Origin of the sequence: Nocardioides sp. URHA0032 (assembly GCF_000620645.1) — a bacterium.
GTDB lineage: Bacteria > Actinomycetota > Actinomycetes > Propionibacteriales > Nocardioidaceae > Nocardioides.
Window position 1 is genome coordinate 132,875 of record NZ_JIAV01000018.1, and the last position, 17,138, is coordinate 150,012.

Annotated in this window: 17 protein-coding genes; 10 read left to right on the forward strand and 7 right to left on the reverse strand. The window is 72.1% G+C overall.

What is annotated here, in order from left to right:
• Entirely contained in the window at positions 1–960 is a 960-nt protein-coding gene (locus tag N538_RS24250) for a YihY/virulence factor BrkB family protein (protein WP_036569791.1), read from the reverse strand.
• A 17-nt stretch (positions 961–977) separates the two neighbouring features.
• Between N538_RS24250 and N538_RS0107515 the strand changes: the two genes are divergently transcribed.
• Both N538_RS0107515 and N538_RS0107520 read left to right on the forward strand, forming a co-directional pair.
• Positions 978–2,633, forward strand: coding sequence for an acyl-CoA dehydrogenase family protein (locus tag N538_RS0107515; RefSeq protein WP_028636809.1), 1,656 nt, complete (start codon positions 978–980; stop codon positions 2,631–2,633).
• Positions 2,630–3,292: an MOSC domain-containing protein gene (locus tag N538_RS0107520; protein ID WP_197025266.1), complete on the forward strand. Its 663-nt coding sequence runs from the start codon at positions 2,630–2,632 to the stop codon at positions 3,290–3,292. Before N538_RS0107515 ends, N538_RS0107520 begins: the two co-directional genes overlap by 4 nt.
• A 21-nt stretch (positions 3,293–3,313) precedes the next feature.
• Here the strand turns inward: N538_RS0107520 and N538_RS0107525 are convergent, their stop codons facing one another.
• Both N538_RS0107525 and N538_RS0107530 read right to left on the reverse strand, forming a co-directional pair.
• Positions 3,314–4,723 carry a sulfatase-like hydrolase/transferase gene (locus N538_RS0107525; RefSeq protein WP_028636811.1) on the reverse strand — a complete coding sequence of 470 codons (1,410 nt, stop codon included), beginning with the start codon at positions 4,721–4,723 and terminating at the stop codon, positions 3,314–3,316.
• A 153-nt stretch (positions 4,724–4,876) separates the two neighbouring features.
• Positions 4,877–6,325: a glycine hydroxymethyltransferase gene (locus tag N538_RS0107530; protein WP_028636812.1), complete on the reverse strand. Its 1,449-nt coding sequence runs from the start codon at positions 6,323–6,325 to the stop codon at positions 4,877–4,879.
• Between the two features lie 342 nt (positions 6,326–6,667).
• Here N538_RS0107530 and N538_RS24255 point away from each other — a divergent pair, with 342 nt between their 5' ends.
• The 8 genes from N538_RS24255 (at position 6,668) to N538_RS0107575 (ending at position 14,318) form a co-directional block, all read left to right on the forward strand.
• Positions 6,668–8,401, forward strand: a complete 1,734-nt coding sequence (locus N538_RS24255; protein ID WP_051548947.1) for a nitrite/sulfite reductase — start codon at positions 6,668–6,670, stop codon at positions 8,399–8,401.
• Positions 8,398–8,583: a hypothetical protein gene (locus N538_RS0107540; RefSeq protein ID WP_028636813.1), complete on the forward strand. Its 186-nt coding sequence runs from the start codon at positions 8,398–8,400 to the stop codon at positions 8,581–8,583. Before N538_RS24255 ends, N538_RS0107540 begins: the two co-directional genes overlap by 4 nt.
• Positions 8,580–9,326, forward strand: coding sequence for a phosphoadenylyl-sulfate reductase (locus tag N538_RS0107545; protein WP_028636814.1), 747 nt, complete (start codon positions 8,580–8,582; stop codon positions 9,324–9,326). The genes N538_RS0107540 and N538_RS0107545 overlap by 4 nt, the downstream gene beginning before the upstream one ends.
• Before the next feature lie 76 nt (positions 9,327–9,402).
• On the forward strand, positions 9,403–10,146 hold the full coding sequence (locus N538_RS0107550; RefSeq protein ID WP_028636815.1) for a sirohydrochlorin chelatase: 744 nt from the start codon (positions 9,403–9,405) through the stop codon (positions 10,144–10,146).
• A gap of 192 nt (positions 10,147–10,338) precedes the next feature.
• Positions 10,339–11,481 (forward strand): alanine racemase, encoded by a 1,143-nt coding sequence (gene alr / locus N538_RS0107560; RefSeq protein ID WP_231496159.1) that lies wholly within the window; start codon positions 10,339–10,341, stop codon positions 11,479–11,481.
• Positions 11,478–12,416, forward strand: a complete 939-nt coding sequence (locus tag N538_RS0107565; RefSeq protein WP_028636817.1) for a D-alanine--D-alanine ligase family protein — start codon at positions 11,478–11,480, stop codon at positions 12,414–12,416. Before alr ends, N538_RS0107565 begins: the two co-directional genes overlap by 4 nt.
• 25 nt (positions 12,417–12,441) lie before the next feature.
• Positions 12,442–13,659: a sensor histidine kinase gene (locus N538_RS27280; protein WP_051548948.1), complete on the forward strand. Its 1,218-nt coding sequence runs from the start codon at positions 12,442–12,444 to the stop codon at positions 13,657–13,659.
• Positions 13,656–14,318: a response regulator gene (locus N538_RS0107575; protein WP_028636818.1), complete on the forward strand. Its 663-nt coding sequence runs from the start codon at positions 13,656–13,658 to the stop codon at positions 14,316–14,318. Before N538_RS27280 ends, N538_RS0107575 begins: the two co-directional genes overlap by 4 nt.
• Before the next feature lie 81 nt (positions 14,319–14,399).
• On the opposite strand, the gene N538_RS0107580 is transcribed toward N538_RS0107575, so the two are convergent.
• From N538_RS0107580 to N538_RS0107595, 4 genes are read right to left on the reverse strand one after another with little or no spacing between them, the layout of a single operon-like run.
• Positions 14,400–14,780: a DUF3037 domain-containing protein gene (locus N538_RS0107580; protein ID WP_028636819.1), complete on the reverse strand. Its 381-nt coding sequence runs from the start codon at positions 14,778–14,780 to the stop codon at positions 14,400–14,402.
• Complete coding sequence (locus tag N538_RS24265; RefSeq protein WP_036569795.1) at positions 14,777–15,556, reverse strand: HipA family kinase; 780 nt, start codon at positions 15,554–15,556, stop codon at positions 14,777–14,779. The genes N538_RS0107580 and N538_RS24265 overlap by 4 nt, the downstream gene beginning before the upstream one ends.
• On the reverse strand, positions 15,553–16,425 hold the full coding sequence (locus N538_RS24270) for a PPK2 family polyphosphate kinase (protein ID WP_051548949.1): 873 nt from the start codon (positions 16,423–16,425) through the stop codon (positions 15,553–15,555). The genes N538_RS24265 and N538_RS24270 overlap by 4 nt, the downstream gene beginning before the upstream one ends.
• Before the next feature lie 7 nt (positions 16,426–16,432).
• Complete coding sequence (locus tag N538_RS0107595) at positions 16,433–17,134, reverse strand: GNAT family N-acetyltransferase (RefSeq protein WP_028636820.1); 702 nt, start codon at positions 17,132–17,134, stop codon at positions 16,433–16,435.
• Positions 17,135–17,138 lie beyond the last annotated feature (4 nt).

The window sequence follows — 17,138 nt, forward strand, 5'->3', positions numbered from 1 at the left end:
CTATCCGGTCTCGTCGCGGGAGCCGAGGCGGCGCAGCCGCTGCACGAGCTCGAGTCGCGCCCGGGTGGTCGCCTTCTGCGGGAACACCTCGTCGAACGCCGCGTTCACCGCTGCGCCGATCAGCACCGCGATCGAGACCAGGTAGAGCCACAGGAGGACGGCGATGGGCGCGGCGAGCGGGCCGTAGATCGACTTCGAGTCGGCAGCGGTGGCGGTGAGGAACCAGCGCAGCAGGTACGACCCGACGATCCAGCAGAACAGCGCGAACGTCGCGCCCGGGAGGTTGAAGCTCCAGTTGGTCCGCACCGGGACGGACACGTGGTACAGGGTGGCGAGGAAGCAGATGCAGACGAGGATGACGACCGGCCAGTAGAAGGCGACCAGGAAGTCCCCGCTCTCGGGGAGCCAGTCCTCCACCAGGCTCGGCCCGGCGACGACCAGCGGGATCGAGACGACGCCGGTGACGATCGCGAGCAGGTACAGCGCGAAGGACAGCGCGCGGGTCTTGACGATCCCGCGGTGCCCGCCCAGCCCGTGCATGATCGTGATGGTGTCGACGAACACGTGCAGCGCCCGGGAGCCCGACCAGAGGGCGAGCACGAAGCCGAGGGAGATCACGTCGAGCCGGCCGCCCTGCAGCACGTCGTCGATGGTCGGCGTGATGATCCGGTTCACGGCGTTCTCGGTCAGGGCCCGCTCGGACAGCTGGACCACGGCGTCGCGCACGTCGGCGACCTGCGCGGCGCTGAACTGGTCGGACACGAAGCCGATCGCGCCCGCGAGCGCGAAGATCAACGGCGGCACCGAGAGGACCGCGAAGAACGCCGCCTCGGCGGCCAGCCCGGTGACGCGGTACTTCATGCAGGAGCCGAACGTGGTCACGACCAGGCGCCAGACCACTTCCCGGACCTGCACGAAGCGCGCCGCGACGGCACGCTCCACGCTCCCGGCCCCGGACATGGAACTAACGTAGTCACATGCGTTCGGAGATCCGGGTAGCCACGAACCAGGCACCGCCCCTGGTCGGTCACAACATCATCACGGGCGACGCCTCGCTCGTCGAGGCGATCACGCGGCACGCGTCGGCCGACCTGGTCGAGGACCTCGCCGTGGTGGGTGCGGAGGCCGGTACGCCCGAGGCGCGGGAGCACGGGATGCTCGCCAACGAGCACCACCCGGAGCTGGTCCCCTACGACCGGTACGGGCACCGGATCGACGAGGTGGCGTTCCACCCGTCCTGGCACTGGCTGATGCAGCGCGCGATCGGCCACGGTCTGGCGGCGACGGCCTGGGAGCAGCAGGAGGCCGGATCGCCGTACGCGCACGTACGGCGGGCCGCGGGCTTCATGGCCTGGTCGCACACCGAGCCCGGCCACGGCTGCCCGGTCTCGATGACGTACGCCGCCGTCCCGGCGCTGCGCGCCGACGAGGCGATCGCGAAGGAGTGGACGCCGCTGCTGGCCTCCACGGCGTACGACCCCGGCGTACGGCTGGCATCGGCGAAGCGGGGCGCGCTGGCCGGCATGGGCATGACCGAGAAGCAGGGCGGCTCCGACGTCCGCGCCAACGTCACCGTGGCGCGGCCGACCTCGGTGGACGGCGAGTACACCCTGCACGGGCACAAGTGGTTCACGTCGGCGCCGATGAACGACGTGTTCCTGGTCCTGGCGCAGGCCGAGGGTGGCGTCAGCTGCTTCCTGGTGCCGCGGGTGCTGCCGGACGGCTCCCGCAACCAGCTCGACGTCGTGCGCCTCAAGGACAAGCTCGGCAACCGCTCGAACGCCTCCTCGGAGCTGGAGTTCGACGGGACCGTCGCCCAGCGGCTGGGCGACGAAGGACGCGGCGTGCGCACGATTATCGAGATGGTCGCCGCGACCCGGCTCGACTGCGTGCTGGGCTCGACCTCGCTGATGCGGCGGGCGGTCAACGAGGCGTCCTGGCACGCCGCGCACCGGTCGGCGTTCGGCTCGCTGCTCGCGGAGAAGCCGCTGATGCAGAACGTGCTCGCCGACCTCGCGGTCGAGACGGAGGCGGCGACCGCGCTGGCGATGCGGCTCGCGGCCGCGGTGGACGCCGTGGACGACCCGCACGAGGCCGCGCTGCGCCGGATCGCGCTCCCGCTGGCGAAGTTCTGGGTGTGCAAGCGGACGCCGTACCTCGTGGCCGAGGCGCTGGAGTGCCTCGGTGGGAACGGGTACGTCGAGGAGTCCGGGATGCCGCTGCTCTACCGCGAGGCACCGCTGAACTCGGTGTGGGAGGGCTCGGGCAACGTGAATGCGCTCGACGTGCTCCGCGCGCTGGGACGCGAGCCGGAGGTGCTCGACGCCTGGATCACCGAGGTCGGCCGCGCGCGCGGCGGGGACCCGCGGCTGGACCGGGCGATCGAGGACACCCTGGCGCTGCTCGGCTCGCTGATGGGTGAGCCGGACCGGCTCGAGCTGAACGCCCGCCGGCTGGCGGGGCGGATGGCCGCGGTGCTGCAGGGCTCCCTGCTGGTGCGGTTCGCGCCGCCGGAGGTCGCCGACGTGTTCTGCGCCAGCCGGCTCGGCTCGGCGTACGACGGCACGTTCGGCGCGCTCGAGGGCGGGGACCTGCGCGCGATCGTGGCGCGCGCGACGCCCGTCGTCGGGTGAGCGCCCGGATCAGGTCGGTCAACGCCGGTGACCCGGAGCCGAACCGGGCCAACCGGGTGCGGGTCACCGGGTTCGGCAAGCGCCCCGTGGACCACGCCGAGCTCCGCCCGCCCGGACCGAAGCGCGGCGGCCTCGGCAGCGGCCTGGTCGGCGACTTCATCGGGAACACGGGGCACCACGGCGGCGACCGACAGGCGGTCTACGCGTTCGCCCGGGAGGAGCTCGACGCCTGGGAGCGCCGGCTGGACCGGGCCCTGCCCGACGGCGCGTTCGCCGAGAACCTCACGACCGAGGGCCTGGACGTCGATGCCGCACGGCCGGGCGACCAGTGGGCCGTGGGCGACCAGGTGATGCTCGAGGTGACCGGGCCGCGCATCCCGTGCCGGACGTTCTCCCACCGGATGGGCGTACGCGGCTGGATGCGGACGTTCTCGGAGGTCGGCCGCACCGGCGCCTACCTCGCCGTGGTGGCCGGCGGCACGGTCCGTCCCGCCGACGCGATCCGGGTCGTGGCCGAGGCGAGCCATGACGTCGGGCTGCCCGAGACCTTCCGGGCCTTCATGGGCGACCCCGCCGCCGTACGCCGGGTGCTCGAGGCCGGGTTCCTCCCGCCCGACGAGGCGGAGTGGCTGCACAGGCGGGTCGCGCCGTCGGGCTGACCCCGGGGGTCACCACGCGCATCACGGACAGGTGGCACCCGCGCACGTGCGGTACGCCGTCACCTGGTTGTGGAGGCTCGTGATGAGAGAGGACGGGGGGTCGTTGCTCGTGACGGCGTCCTTGAGCAGGTTGGTGAGCTGCCCCGGGTCGGTGTCGAGGTTGTAGTACTCCTGGAACGCGAGAGCCCCGGTGTCGCTGTAGGTCTCGATGTAGGCGAAGTGCGCGTCGTGCACCTGTGCCCACGTCGGGACATTCCCGTTCGCCGTGTCGAGCCAGTACTCGTTGAACTCGACCGAGCGGGTGACGCCTGGGAGGAGCGAGCGACCGTCGAGGACCACACCTGCGCCCGGGGAGACGCCCGTCGCCTGGTAGATCGTCGGCGCGATGTCGACGTTGGACACCAGCTCGGGGCTGGTTCCGGCGGTGACGTGCCCGTCCCATCGCACCCACATCGGGACGTTGATCGCCGGTGAGTAGGGCAGGAACTTCGAGACCCGGTTGTGCTCACCCCACAGCGTGCCGTTGTCGCTCCAGAACACGACCATCGTGTTGGCGAGCTGACCGCTGGACTGCAGGTAGCTCAGCAGGCGGTCGATCTGGTCGTCGACGCTCATCAGCACGCGCATCTGCCCCTGGCAGGTCGTCTGCACGGTCGCGTCGGTGACCTTGACCCACTTCGCGTAGGGCGGCTTGTCCGAGAGGTCGGACTCCCCGGGCTGCTTGAGCCCGCAGGCGGGGACAGCCGCGGATGCGTACTTGGGCTCGGCCCCGTAGGTCGCCAGAGCACCGGAACCCTCCGGGTGGGGGGCGTGGATCGCGACGTACTCGTACCAGGGGCGCCCCTGGGGGTCCGCCGCCATCGTCTTGAGGTAGTCGAGGGCGTAGTTCCCGGCGAGCGTCGTGGCGTAGCCGACGACCTTCGCGACCTTCCCCTGGACGTTGATGCGAGGGTCGTTGTAGGCGGAGGACTGCCACATCGCGTAGCGGTCGAAGTCAGGCGGTGCCGTGGTGAGCGGCCACTCGTGCAGGTACTTCCCGACCAGGGCGGTCTGGTACCCGGACTGGCGCAGGAAGTGCTGCACCGCGTCCGCCGGCCTGAAGTTGGCGACGTCGTGCTGGTGCATCATCAGGTTGTTGTGGTCGTACTGACCGGTCATGCCGGCGGCGCGCGCCGGGCAGCACGAGGGCGTCGAGACGTCGGCGTTGGAGTAGAACTTCCCGCTCGACAACCACTGGACGGTCTTCGGCATGTACGCCGCGATCTGGGCCGGCGACTGGTCGCGCATGTCGTCGAGCACGATGTTCAACACGTTCGGCCTGGTGTCCACCGCTGCGGCGCCGGCCGTGCTGCTCGTCGCCGTCACCAGTGCGCAGCTGGCGAGCAGCAGTGCGGCAACGAGGCCGATGAGTCCGTGTTCGCGCTTCGTCATGTGTCCCTCCGGGACCGACACGCCGGCTCCGCACGGCTACCCGATCACCGGGGGCGCTTGGTGACGTTGCTGAAGATCCGACTCCACGACAAGCTAGCCGTCGGCCAGTGGCGGGCGCATGACCGAATGTGGTGATCCACGCGCGAGTGGGGGTCAGGACAGGTCGATCCCGGGGTAGAGCGGGTGCTTGTCGAGCATCTCGGCCGACGCGTCGCGGACCTTGTCGGCCACGCCGTCGCCCACGGAGTACGACGCCTTGGACGGCTTGCCGTCCTTCGTCGTGCCGGGCTGGGTGTTCTGCAGGACGTGCACGATCAGCTCCGCGACCCGGTCGAACTCGTCGTGGCCGAAGCCGCGGGTCGTCAGCGCGGGGGTGCCGAGCCGGACGCCGGAGGTGTACCAAGCGCCGTTCGGGTCCCGTGGGACGGAGTTGCGGTTCGTCACGACCCCGGCGTCCAGCAGCGCCGACTCCGCCTGTCGGCCGGTGAGGCCGAACGAGGACACGTCGAGCAGGACGAGGTGGTTGTCGGTGCCGCCGGTGACGAGGTTGGCGCCGCGGGACAGGAAGCCGTCGGCGAGCGACTTGGCGTTGTCGGCGATCCGCTGGGCGTAGGTCTGGAACTCCGGGCGGCGCGCCTCGGCGAGCGCGACGGCCTTGGCGGCCATCACGTGCGACAGCGGGCCGCCGAGCACCATCGGGCAGCCCCGGTCCACGTCGGCGGCGTACTCCTCCTGGGCGAGCACCAGGCCGCCGCGGGGGCCGCGCAGCGACTTGTGCGTGGTCGTCGTCGTCACGTGGGCGAACGGCACCGGGTCTTCGTCGCCGGTGAACACCTTGCCGGCGACCAGCCCGGCGAAGTGCGCCATGTCGACCATCAGGGTCGCGCCCACCTCGTCGGCGATCTCGCGCATCTTCGCGAAGTTCACTCGACGCGGGTACGCCGAGTAGCCGGCCACGAGCACCAGCGGCTTGAACTCGCGGGCCTTCGCGGCCACGGCGTCGTAGTCGAGCAGCCCCGTCTGGGGGTCCGTGCCGTACTGCTGCTGGTGGAACATCTTCCCGGAGATGTTCGGGCGGAACCCGTGGGTCAGGTGGCCGCCCGCGTCGAGCGACATGCCCAGCAGCCGCTGGTTGCCGAGCTCGTGGCGCAGCGACTCCCAGTCCTCCTCGGTGAGTTCGTTGACGTTCTTCGCGCCCAGCCGTTCGAGGGCGGGCGTCTCGACCCGGTGCGCGAGGATCGACCAGAACGCCACGAGGTTCGCGTCGATGCCCGAGTGCGGCTGCGCATAGGCGTACGGCGCGCCGAACAGCTCGCGGGCATGCTCCGCGGCGACCGACTCGACGGTGTCGACGTTCTGGCAGCCGGCGTAGAAGCGGTGCCCGACCGTGCCCTCGGCGTACTTGTCGCTGAACCAGGTGCCCATCGTGAGCAGCACGGCAGGCGAGGCGTAGTTCTCGCTCGCGATCAGCTTGAGCGAGCCTCGCTGGTCGACCAGCTCCTGGCGGGTGGCGTCCGCGATCCGCGGCTCGACCGAGGCGATCACCTCGAGGGCCTGGCGGTACGCGCTGCTGGTGAGGGAGTCGATGCGCTCGTCGGTCATGCCACGAAGAGTAGTGGGCCCGCGAGTGTGACGTGGACCGCCCTCCGCCCGGTCGGCGGCGGGCCGACGGACGCGGTTGTCTCACATGACGGACGTCTGTCTCACTACATGGGATTTCGCCTTGTGGTGGACTCGTCCGGCCCCTGAGACTCCTTGACATGATCTCCGCTGCGACCCAGACGTTCCTCGTGGCCCGACGCCACGTGGACCTCGGACGCACGCGCAGCATGATGTGTTGGCATTCCTGACCAGCCGCCCCTCCCCGGCCGCTGAGCTCCCGGCAACGTCGCCGGTGGAGCCTCGCGAGCCGCACCATCCAGGAACGCCGAGGAACCGACACCCATGTCCGATCTCCGCTACACCGCCCAGCGTCCCGAGCGCACCGAGATCCCCCGCACGAAGCGCGGCGAGGGCCAGTGGGCGCTCGGGTACACCGAGCCGCTGAACAAGAACGAGCAGTCCAAGAAGGACGACAACCCGCTCAACGTCCGCGACCGGATCCTGAACATCTACTCCAAGCGGGGCTTCGACTCGATCGACCCGGCCGACCTGCGTGGCCGGTTCCGCTGGATGGGCCTCTACACCCAGCGCAAGCCGGGCATCGACGGCGGCAAGACCGCGATCCTCGACGAGGAGGAGCTCGACGACCGCTACTTCATGCTGCGGGTGCGTTCGGACGGCAAGCTCCTGTCCCCCGCGGCGGTCCGCGCGCTGGGCACCATCGGCGTCGACTACGCCCGGGACACCGCGGACATCACCGACCGCGAGAACATCCAGTACCACTGGATCCGGGTGGAGGACGTTCCCGCCATCTGGGACCGCCTCGACGGCGCCGGCCTGCACAGCACCGAGGCGTGCGGCGACTCGCCCCGCCCGTTCCTGGGCTCACCGGTCGCGGGCGTCGCGGTGGACGAGATCATCGACGGCAGCTCCGCGCTCGCCGAGATCGAGCGCCGCTACATCGGCAACCCGGACTTCTCGAACTTCCCCCGGAAGTTCAAGACCGCGCTCACCGGCCATCCCTCGCACGACGTGGCACCGGAGATCAACGACGTCGCGTTCGTCGGCACCGTGCACCCCGAGCACGGCCCGGGCTTCGACCTCTGGGTCGGCGGCGGCCTGTCGACCAACCCGATGCTCGCGCAGAAGCTGGGCGTCTGGATCCCGCTCGACGAGGTGCCGGACGCGTGGGAGGCGGTGGCGTCGATCTTCCGTGACTACGGCTACCGCCGGCTCCGGTCCCGGGCCCGCCTGAAGTTCCTGGTCCAGGACTGGGGCGTGGAGAAGTTCCGCGAGGTGATGGAGAACGAATACCTCGGCCGTGCTCTCGTCTCGAACCCCTCCCCCGCCTCCCCGGTGGGACACCGCGACCACATCGGCGTGCACGACCAGAAGGACGGCCGGAAGTACGTCGGCATCGCGCCGACCGCCGGCCGCGTCTCGGGCAGCCTGCTGGTCCAGCTCGCCGACCTGATGGAGGAGTACGCCGTGCAGGGCGCCCGCCTGACGCCGTACCAGAAGATCGTGCTCATCGGCGTGGAGCCCGCGGTCGTCGACGAGCTCCTGGACCGGCTCGACCTGATCGGTCTGTCCGCGCGGCCCTCGAACTGGCGGCGCAACACGATGGCCTGCACGGGCATCGAGTTCTGCAAGCTGGCGATCGTCGACACCAAGGACCGCGCCCGAGACCTCGTCGCCGAGCTGGAGCGGCGCTTCCCCGACCTGGACACCCCGATCACCGTGAACGTCAACGGGTGCCCGAACGCCTGCGCGCGGACGCAGGTGGCCGACATCGGACTCAAGGGCCAGCTGGTCATGCACGAGGGCGAGCAGGTCGAGGGCTTCCAGGTGCACCTCGGCGGCGCCACCGGACTGCAGGCGAACTTCGGCCGCAAGCTGCGGGCCCACAAGGTCACCAGCGCCGGCCTCGACGACTACGTCAGCTCGCTGGTCACCAACTACCTCGCTGACCGCGAGGACGGGGAGACGTTCACGACGTGGGTCCTGCGGGCCGACGAGGACCTGGTCCGCGGCGAGAAGACGCTCGAGTCCGCCCTGGTGGGTGGTTCCTCGTGAGCGAGCGCGCCGTACCCTTCCACTGCCCGTACTGCGGCGGGGAGGACCTGCGTCCGCACGAGGTCGTGTCCGAGTCCGGCGAGGTCTCCTCTCCCCACGGGAGCTGGGACTGCCGCGGGTGCCAGCGCGCGTTCTCGCTGAAGCTGATCGGCCTGCTGCGGCCCAGCGGAGGTGCCGCATGACCGCCGCCACGACGATCAACGCGCGGAACAACCGGGGCACGCAGACCGCGGGCCGGTCGCCCGAGGAGCTGCGCGAGCTGGTCTCGCACTGGGGCGCGGAGCTCGAGCTGGCACCCGCCGAGGACATCATCGAGTGGGCGGTCGCGACGTTCGGCGCGCGGTTCTGCGTGACCTCCTCGATGGGCGACGCCGTGCTCGCCGACATCGCCTCGAAGGTCGCCCCCCAGATCGACGTGGTGTTCCTCGACACCGGCTACCACTTCGTCGAGACGATCGGCACCCGCGACGCCGTGCAGGCGACGATGCCGGTCAACCTGGTCACGATCACGCCGGTGCAGTCGGTGGGCGAGCAGGACGCGACGTACGGCAAGGACCTCTACCGGACCGACCCCGACCTGTGCTGCAAGCTGCGCAAGGTCCAGCCGCTGGCCGACTCCCTCGACGGCTACGACGCCTGGGCCACCGGCCTGCGTCGCGCGGAGACGCACAACCGGGTCATCGCGCCGGTGATCGGCTGGGACGCCAAGAAGGGCAAGGTCAAGGTGTCCCCGCTCGCCCGCTGGTCCAACGAGCAGGTCGACAGCTACATCGCCGAGCACGGCATCCTGGTGAACCCGCTCGTGTACGACGGCTACCCGTCGATCGGGTGCTGGCCGTGCACGCGCCGCGTGGCTCCCGGCGAGGACCCGCGCAGCGGGCGCTGGGCCGGCACCAACAAGACCGAGTGCGGGATCCACTCATGACCCGCCCCCACCAGCCCGGCAGCGTGGCCGAGCTCAACTCAACCGTCACAGCACGCACCGCGAAGGAGGCAGTGAGATGACTGCTCCCGCTCTGGTGGCCCTGGCTCACGGCAGTCGTGACCCCCGGTCCGCCGCGACCATCAAGGCACTCGTCAGCGAGGTCAAGGCGATGCGCCCCGACCTCAAGGTCGAGGCCGCGTTCCTCGAGCTGTCGAAGCCGTCGTTCCAGACGGTGGTCGACCGCCTGGTCCGGGGCGGGCACGACGAGATCGTCGTCGTCCCGCTGCTGCTGACGGACGCCTACCACGCGAAGGTGGACGTCCCGTCGGCCGTGGCCGAGGCGCAGGCGCGGCACGAGGGGCTGCAGGTCCGCGCGACCCGGATCCTCGGCCTGGAGACGCAGTTCCTCGAGGTCCTGGACGTGCGGATGCGCGAGGCGCTCCGCTCGGCGCGGGTCCGCGAGCTCGACGCGCTGGTGCTGGCGGCGGCCGGCTCCAGCGACCCGCTCGCCAACCAGGCCGTGGCCCGGCTGGCCCGGGTGTGGGGCTCGCGGCACAGGCTGCCCGTGACCGCGGCGTTCGCCTCCTCGTCGCCGCCGGCGACCGGCGAGGCCGTGCGCGCCTTCCGCGCGGAGGGCCGCCGCCACATCGCGGTCGCGTCCCTGTTCCTCGCGCCCGGCTTCCTGCCGGACCGCGCCGCCGAGCTCGCCGTCGAGGCCGGCGCCATCGCGGTGTCCGAGCCGCTCGGCGCCCACCCCGAGCTCGCGCGCGCCGTGCTGGCCCGGTACGCCGTCGGCGCGGTCGAGCTGGTCCCGGTCTGACGCCGAGTCGGCGCAGTCTCAGCTGAGACTGCGCCGACTCGGCACTTGGAGACAGGACCCCGGCACCTGAGGCGGAGGCGCAGCAGCCGCCCGCATTCCTAGCGTTGCGGGCATGACCATCCTGCTGTCCAACACGCTCGGCTCAGTGTCGCCCGTCGAGGTGGCGCGCCACGTGCGAGCGGCGGTGGCCGCGTGATCGGCGTCGCGGCCGCGGACCGTGGCCGGAGCCCCGGCGCCCCCCGCCTCGACATCGACCTCGCGGCGGTGGCCGAGAACACCCGGGTGCTCGCGTCCCGGGCCAGCGGGGAGCTGATGGCGGTCGTGAAGGCGGACGGCTTCGGGCACGGCGCCGTCGACCTCGCCCGCACCGCGCTGGCCCACGGGGCCACCCGCCTCGGGGTCACGAGCCTCGACGAGGCCTGGCCGCTGCTCGACCTCGGCGTACCGGTGCTGAGCTGGCTGAACCCGGTCGACGCGGACTTCGCGGCCGCCACGTTCCGAGGCGTCCAGGTGGCGGTCCCCTCGCTGCAGCACCTGTCGGCGGTCGCCGCCGCCCCCGGCCGGACCCGGGTGCACCTGCACGTCGACGCCGGGATGGCGCGCGACGGTGCCGACCCGGCCGGCTGGGCACACCTGTGCCGTACGGCGCGGCGGGCCGAGCGGCGCGGCGAGGTCGAGGTGGTCGGCGTGATGGGGCACCTCGGCTGTGCCGACGTGCCGGACGACGAGTGCAACGCGCTGGCCCGCACCCGCTTCGTCTGGGCGCTCGAGCACGCGCGCGCCGCGGGGCTCCGGCCGCGCGACCGGCATCTCGCGGCCACGGCCGCGACCCTCACCGACCCGCGCACCCACCACACGATGAGCCGGGTCGGCGCCGGCCTGGTCGGGATCGACCCGTCCCGGACCACGCCCCTGCGGGCGGCGATGACCCTCACGGCGCCGGTGATCTCCGTCCGCCGGGTGCGGGCGGGCACCCCGATCGGCTACGGGCACGCGCACCGCACCAGCGCCCCGACGAACCTCGCCCTCGTGCCGCTGGGGTACGCCGACGGCCTGCCGCGCGCCGCGTCGGGCCGCGCGCAGGTGCTGGTGCGGGGCGTGCGGCGGCCGGTCGTCGGCACCCTCTCGATGGACCAGCTCGTGGTCGACCTCGGCCAGCGGGGCGTCGACCTCGGCGAGACGGTGACCGTGTTCGGTCCCGGCGACGCCGGCGAGCCCACCGTCGCCGAGTGGGCCGCCTGGGCGGGCACCATCGAGCACGAGATCGTCACCGGCATCGGCTCCCGCGTGGCGCGGCGGGTCCGCTCGGTGCCACACCTGCGGAGCCTCCCGTGAGGACCCGGGTCGCCGTGATCGGTGGCGGCCAGAGCGCCGAGCACGACGTCTCCCTCGCCTCGGCCGCCTCGGTCGCTGCCGCGCTGGACCCCTCGTCGTACGAGGCGGTCCCCCTCACCATCGGTCGCGACGGGACGTGGCGGGACCGGCGCCTGCGGCCGATCGGGTTCAGCGGGGCAGCCCAGGTGCTGCGCAGCTGTGACGTCGTGTTCCCGGTCGTGCACGGACCGAGGGGCGAGGACGGCGCCCTGGCGGCGCTGTGCGAGCTCGCCGGCCTCCCGTACGTCGGCTCGGGCGTCCGGTCCGGCGCCCTCGCCATGGACAAGTGGGCGACCAAGCTCGTCGCGGGCGCGATCGGGATCGCGACGGCGCCCGGTGTGCTCGTCACGGCAGCGACGGCCGACCACCTCGGCTGGAGCGGCCCGGTCGTCGTGAAGCCGGTAGCGGCGGGCTCCAGCCACGGGGTCGCGCTCGTCGACTCCGCGGAGGGACTGCGCCCGGCGCTCGACGCCGCGCTGGCGCTCGACGACCGGGTGCTGGTCGAGGACGTCGTGAGCGGGCGCGAGATAGACGTGGGCGTGCTGCGCTGCGCCGACGGCACGGTGGTCGCCGCCCCGGCGCTCGAGATCGTCGTCGACGGGCTCTTCGACCACGACACCAAGTACGGCGGGCACGCCGACCTGCGGGTCCCTGCGGCGCTCGAGGAGGTCGACGCGAAGGCGCTCGGGGCGGCGGCGCTCGCGGCGTACGACGCCCTCGGCTGCTCCGGCGTCGCCCGGGTGGACTTCTTCCTGACCGAGGACGGACCGGTGCTGAACGAGGTGAACACGGTGCCCGGGATGACCGAGCACTCGCAGGTGCCGCGGATGTTCGCGGCGGCGGGACTGTCCTACCCGGAGCTGCTCGACGAGCTGGTCCGCGGCGCACACCGGTGAGCCGCGCATCTGGTGTGATGTCCGCGTGAAGAGCTGGCAGCGCTGGACCCCCGACGCCATCGTCGGCGTCGTCGTACTGCTGGCCGGCCTGGCGCAGATCCGCGGGAACGTCTACTTCGGCCTCGACGCCGCCCCGATCGCCGTCGTCGTCGGCATCGCCGCCGCGGCCGGCCTCTTCCGTGCCGCGCCGGGTGTGGCGCTGGCGATCGCCTGGTGCGTGGGCGCGGTCCAGGTGACGACCGGCACCTACATGATGCTGGTCGAGGGGGCGTTCGCGCTGGTCGCCTTCGGCTGCGCGCGCTGGGGCAGTGCCGCCACCGTCTGGCTGAGCGGCCTCTCGATCCCGGCCAGCACGGCGATCGCGCTCTGGTGGCTCGACTCCGACGTGCTGCTCTACACCCTGGACCAGGTGCGGCTGCAGTCCCTGGTCGACCTCGCCCGCCGGACCGACAGCTGGCGGCCGACCGTCGGGTTCCTGCTGTTCGCGCTGCTCCTCGCGCCCTGGCTGCTCGGCCTGGTGCTGCGCTTCTTCGCCCGGTCGGAGGACTCGCGTCGGTCGCAGGCGGCCGCCGAGGCCGAGCGCGACCAGGCCGAGGAGATCGCCCGGCTCCGCGAGCAGCAGGCCCAGCTCGCCCGCGACGTGCACGACGTGGTGGGCCACTCGCTCGCGGTGATCCTCGCCCAGGCCGAATCGGCGCAGTATCTCGACGAGGTCGATACGCAGGGGCTCAAGCGCACGATGGCGAACATCGCGACCTCGGCCCGCACTTCGCTCGACGACGTGCGCCAGGTGCTGACGACGACGTCAGGCGACACCGCGCAGCGCGCCCGGCACGCCGACCTCGACAGCCTGGTCGAGGGTGTGCGCGCGAGCGGCCACGAGGTGCTCTCGCACGAGGTCGGGGTGTCGCACCCGCTGCCGCCGGAGCTGGAGGTGGTGGCGTTCCGCGTGCTCCAGGAGATGCTCACCAACGCGATCAAGCACGGCCGCCGCGACCAGCCGATCCGGGTGGAGCGGCACTGGGAGGGTGACCTGCGCATCGAGGTCGAGAACGCCGTCGATGACGCCCCCGAGGAGACCCAGCCCCTCCAGCTGCAGAGCCAGGTCGCACCGGGCGGGCAGGGCATCGACGGCATGCAGCGCCGGCTCCAGGCCGTGGGCGGGCGGCTCGACGTACGGCGCCGCCTCGAGCCGCCGACGTTCACCGCGACTGCGTGGGTGCCGCTGAGGGCCCAGGCATGAGCGACGACATCGGCGTGCTGCTCGTCGACGACCAGGACCTGTTCCGCGAGGGCGTCCGGGTGATCGTCGACGCCCAGGAGGGGATGACGGTCGTCGGCGCGGCCGGCGACGGTCTCGAGGCCGTGCAACTGGTCGACGAGCTCGAGCCGGACGTGGTGCTGATGGACATCCGGATGCCGGAGCTGGACGGCGTCGAGGCGACCCGCCAGATCTTCCAGCCGGACCGGGCGGCCCGGCGGTCGAAGCCGGTGCGCGTCGTCGTGCTCACGACCTTCAACCTCGACGACCGCGCCGCCACCGCGATCAGGTACGGCGCCAGCGGCTTCCTGCTCAAGGGCACCACCCCGGTGATGCTGGCCGACGCGATCCGCACCGTGCACGCCGGCAACGCCGTGCTCGCGCCGAGCGACCTGTCGACGCTGCTCGACGGCCAGTTCCGCAGCCGGACCCCCACGCCGGCGGCGTACCAGGGCCTCACCGAGAAGGAGCGCGAGGTCTTCGCCGCGGTGGCGCGGGGCCTGTCGAACACCGAGATCGGCGAGCAGATCTTCGCCAGCGAGTCGACCGTGAAGACCCATGTCGGCGCGATCCTGCGCAAGCTCGGCCTGCGCGACCGGGTGCAGATCGTGGTGTTCGCCCACGAGCACGGCCTCGTCTGACGCCGAGTCGGCGCCATCTCAGCTGAGACCGCGCCGAGTCGGCGCCATCTCAGCTGAGTCTGCGCCGACTCGGCGGGGGGATCAGCCGACGAGCCGCTCCATCAGGTGCTCGAGCTGGCGCGCCGGGTCGTCGGTGACGCCTCCGTGCACCGGTCCGGGCTGGAGCACGGTGCTGCGCGGCGCCTTGAGGAACCCGAAGCGCTGCCCGATCGGCTTGTCCGAGGCCGCACCACCTCGTCCGTCGCCGGCGCACACACCCTCGACGAAGCCGAGCGCCTCGCAGACCTGGTCCAGGTCGAGCCGCGGGTCGAAGGCCCGGAGCCGCTCCCGGTCGACGCGCCACGCGACGTCCAGGAAGTCGGTCGCCTGGCAGTAGAGCACGACGCCGACGTTCACGAACTCCTCGCGGTCCACGCGCGGCACGCAGCGGAGCACGACGTACTGGTAGGCGAGCTTGCTCATCGGGCGGCCGCCTCTGCCGGATCCTGGGGCAGCCACTGGCTGGTCCCCAGCCGGGCGGTCAGGAACCTCACGTAGGCGGCGCGCAGGGCCTCCGGGGTCTCGGCGCCGGGGACCGGCTCGAGCCAGCTGTCCGGGACGAGCGCGAGGATCTCCGTGAACGCGTGCTCGTCGAGCAGGCCGCGGATCTCCCCGTCCGCCTTCGGCAGGTCATGGGCGTAGGAAAGCAGCACGTGGTCGTCCGGGCTCCAGGGCTGGTTCGCGAACCGGGCGGGGTCGGTGATCCCTCCGGGCCAGGCATGGTGGAAGTAGAGCGCGGCGCCATGGTCGATCACCCAGAGGTCGCCGTGCCAGAACAACAGGTTCGGGTTGCGCCAGGAGCGGTCGACGTTCGCCGTGAACGCGTCCAGCCACAGCACCTTCGACGCCACGCCCTCCCCCGTGGGCAGCTCACCGTCGAAGCCGAACGCCCCCGGCAGGAAGTCCACGCCCAGGTTGAGGCCCGGGCTGGCGTTCAGCAGGTCCTGGACCTCCTCGTCGGCCTCGTAGCGGGCGATCTCGGGGTCCAGGTCGAGCGCGACGAGGGTCGGCGTGCGCAGGCCGATCCGGCGCGCCAGCTCACCCACGACCACTTCGGCGACCAGGACGCGCACGCCCTGGCCGGCGCCGCGGAACTTGCAGACGTAGGTGCCGAGGTCGTCGCCCTCGACGATGCCGGGCAGGCTGCCGCCCTCGCGCAGCGGGGTGACGTAGCGGGTCACGGCGACGGTCGGGATCACGAGACCCGATCCTCGTGCAGGAGCCGATCGCGCTCGGCGTCGACGTCGAAGTCGGCCGCGGGCCACTGCGGATCCAGGCCGCGCAGGGCGCGGAGCAGCAGCCGACCGACCGCCAGGTTGCGGAACCACTTCCGGTCGCTGGGCACCACGTGCCACGGCGCGTGCGCGGTGCTGGTGCGCTCGAGGACCGCGACGTACGCCGCCTGGTAGGCGTCCCACTTCGCCCGCGCGCTGAGGTCGGCGGGGTTGTACTTCCAGTGCTTGTCGGGCCGGTCCAGCCGGCGCAGCAGCCGCTCCCGCTGGGTGTCCTTGGAGATGTGCAGCATGCACTTGAGCACGACCGTGCCCTCCTCGACCAGCTCGCGCTCGAACGTGTTGATCTCGTCGTACCGCTGCTCGATCTGCTCCGGCGTCGCGAGCCCGTCGACCCGGCCGACCAGCACGTCCTCGTAGTGGGAGCGGTCGAAGACCCCGAGGTAGCCGGGTCCCGGCACCGCGCGCCGGATCCTCCAGAGGAAGTCGTGCTCGAGCTCCTCGTCGGTCGGCTTCTTGAACGACGTGATCCGCACGCCCTGCGGGTCGACCAGGCCGACGGTGTGCTTGAGGATGCCGCCCTTGCCCGAGGTGTCCATGCCCTGCAGCACCAGCAGCACCCGGCGGTGGCTGTCGCCCGAGACCCCCTCCGCGAACAGCCGCTCCTGGAGGTCGGAGAGCTCGTCGCCCATCGCGAACAGCGCGACCTTCCCCTCGCTCTTGCCGCCGCGGAAGCCGGGGGTCGCGTCGGTCGGGATCGCGGCGAGGTCCACAGGACCCGACGGGAGGCGGAGCGCGTGGTCGGCGTGGTCGGCGTGGACGGCGTGGACGGTCACCGCGCCATCATCCCAGCACCCGGCGGACGTCGAGGCTGCAGCCGACCACGGTGTCGACGGTGCCGTCGTCCTGGGGCTCGTCGAACCACAGGCCCTCGGTGAAGCCGGCCTTGGCGAGCATCCGCAGCGACGCGTAGTTGCGGTGGTCGGGCGCCGCGAAGAACCGGGTGGCCTCCGGGAAGCGGTGCCGCGCGCGGCCCATCCAGGACCAGAGCACCCGGGCGCCCAGCCCGCGGCCGCTCCACTCCTCGACGAGCGCGTAGTCGACGCCGACCGCGTCCGGGTCCGGCCCGAGCACGGCGTACTCCGGGTAGTCGCCGATCCGGTAGTCCTGCAGGAATCCGATCGAGCGGCCGTTCACCTCCGCGATCCACATCCGGGTCGGGGTCATGCCGTCGATGCTCGGGCCGTACTGCGCCGCGACCCGGTCCGGGGTCGGCTCGCCGTCCGAGGACCACCAGCGGTGCAGGTGCTCGGACTGTCGCCACCGGGTCACGTCGGTGAGGTCGCCGCGGGTCATCGCGCGGATCGTGAACCGGTTGTCGTGGTCGACGAGGAAGTGCTTGACCTCGCCCGAGAGGTCGACCGGCGCGGGCTCCACGTGCAGGCTCGCGACCGTACGGCGGGCGGCGGCGGCCCACGACTCCCCCTCGTGCACGACTCCGGACAGGTCGCGGCCGCGGTCGTGCACGAGGACGCGCACCGTCACCGCG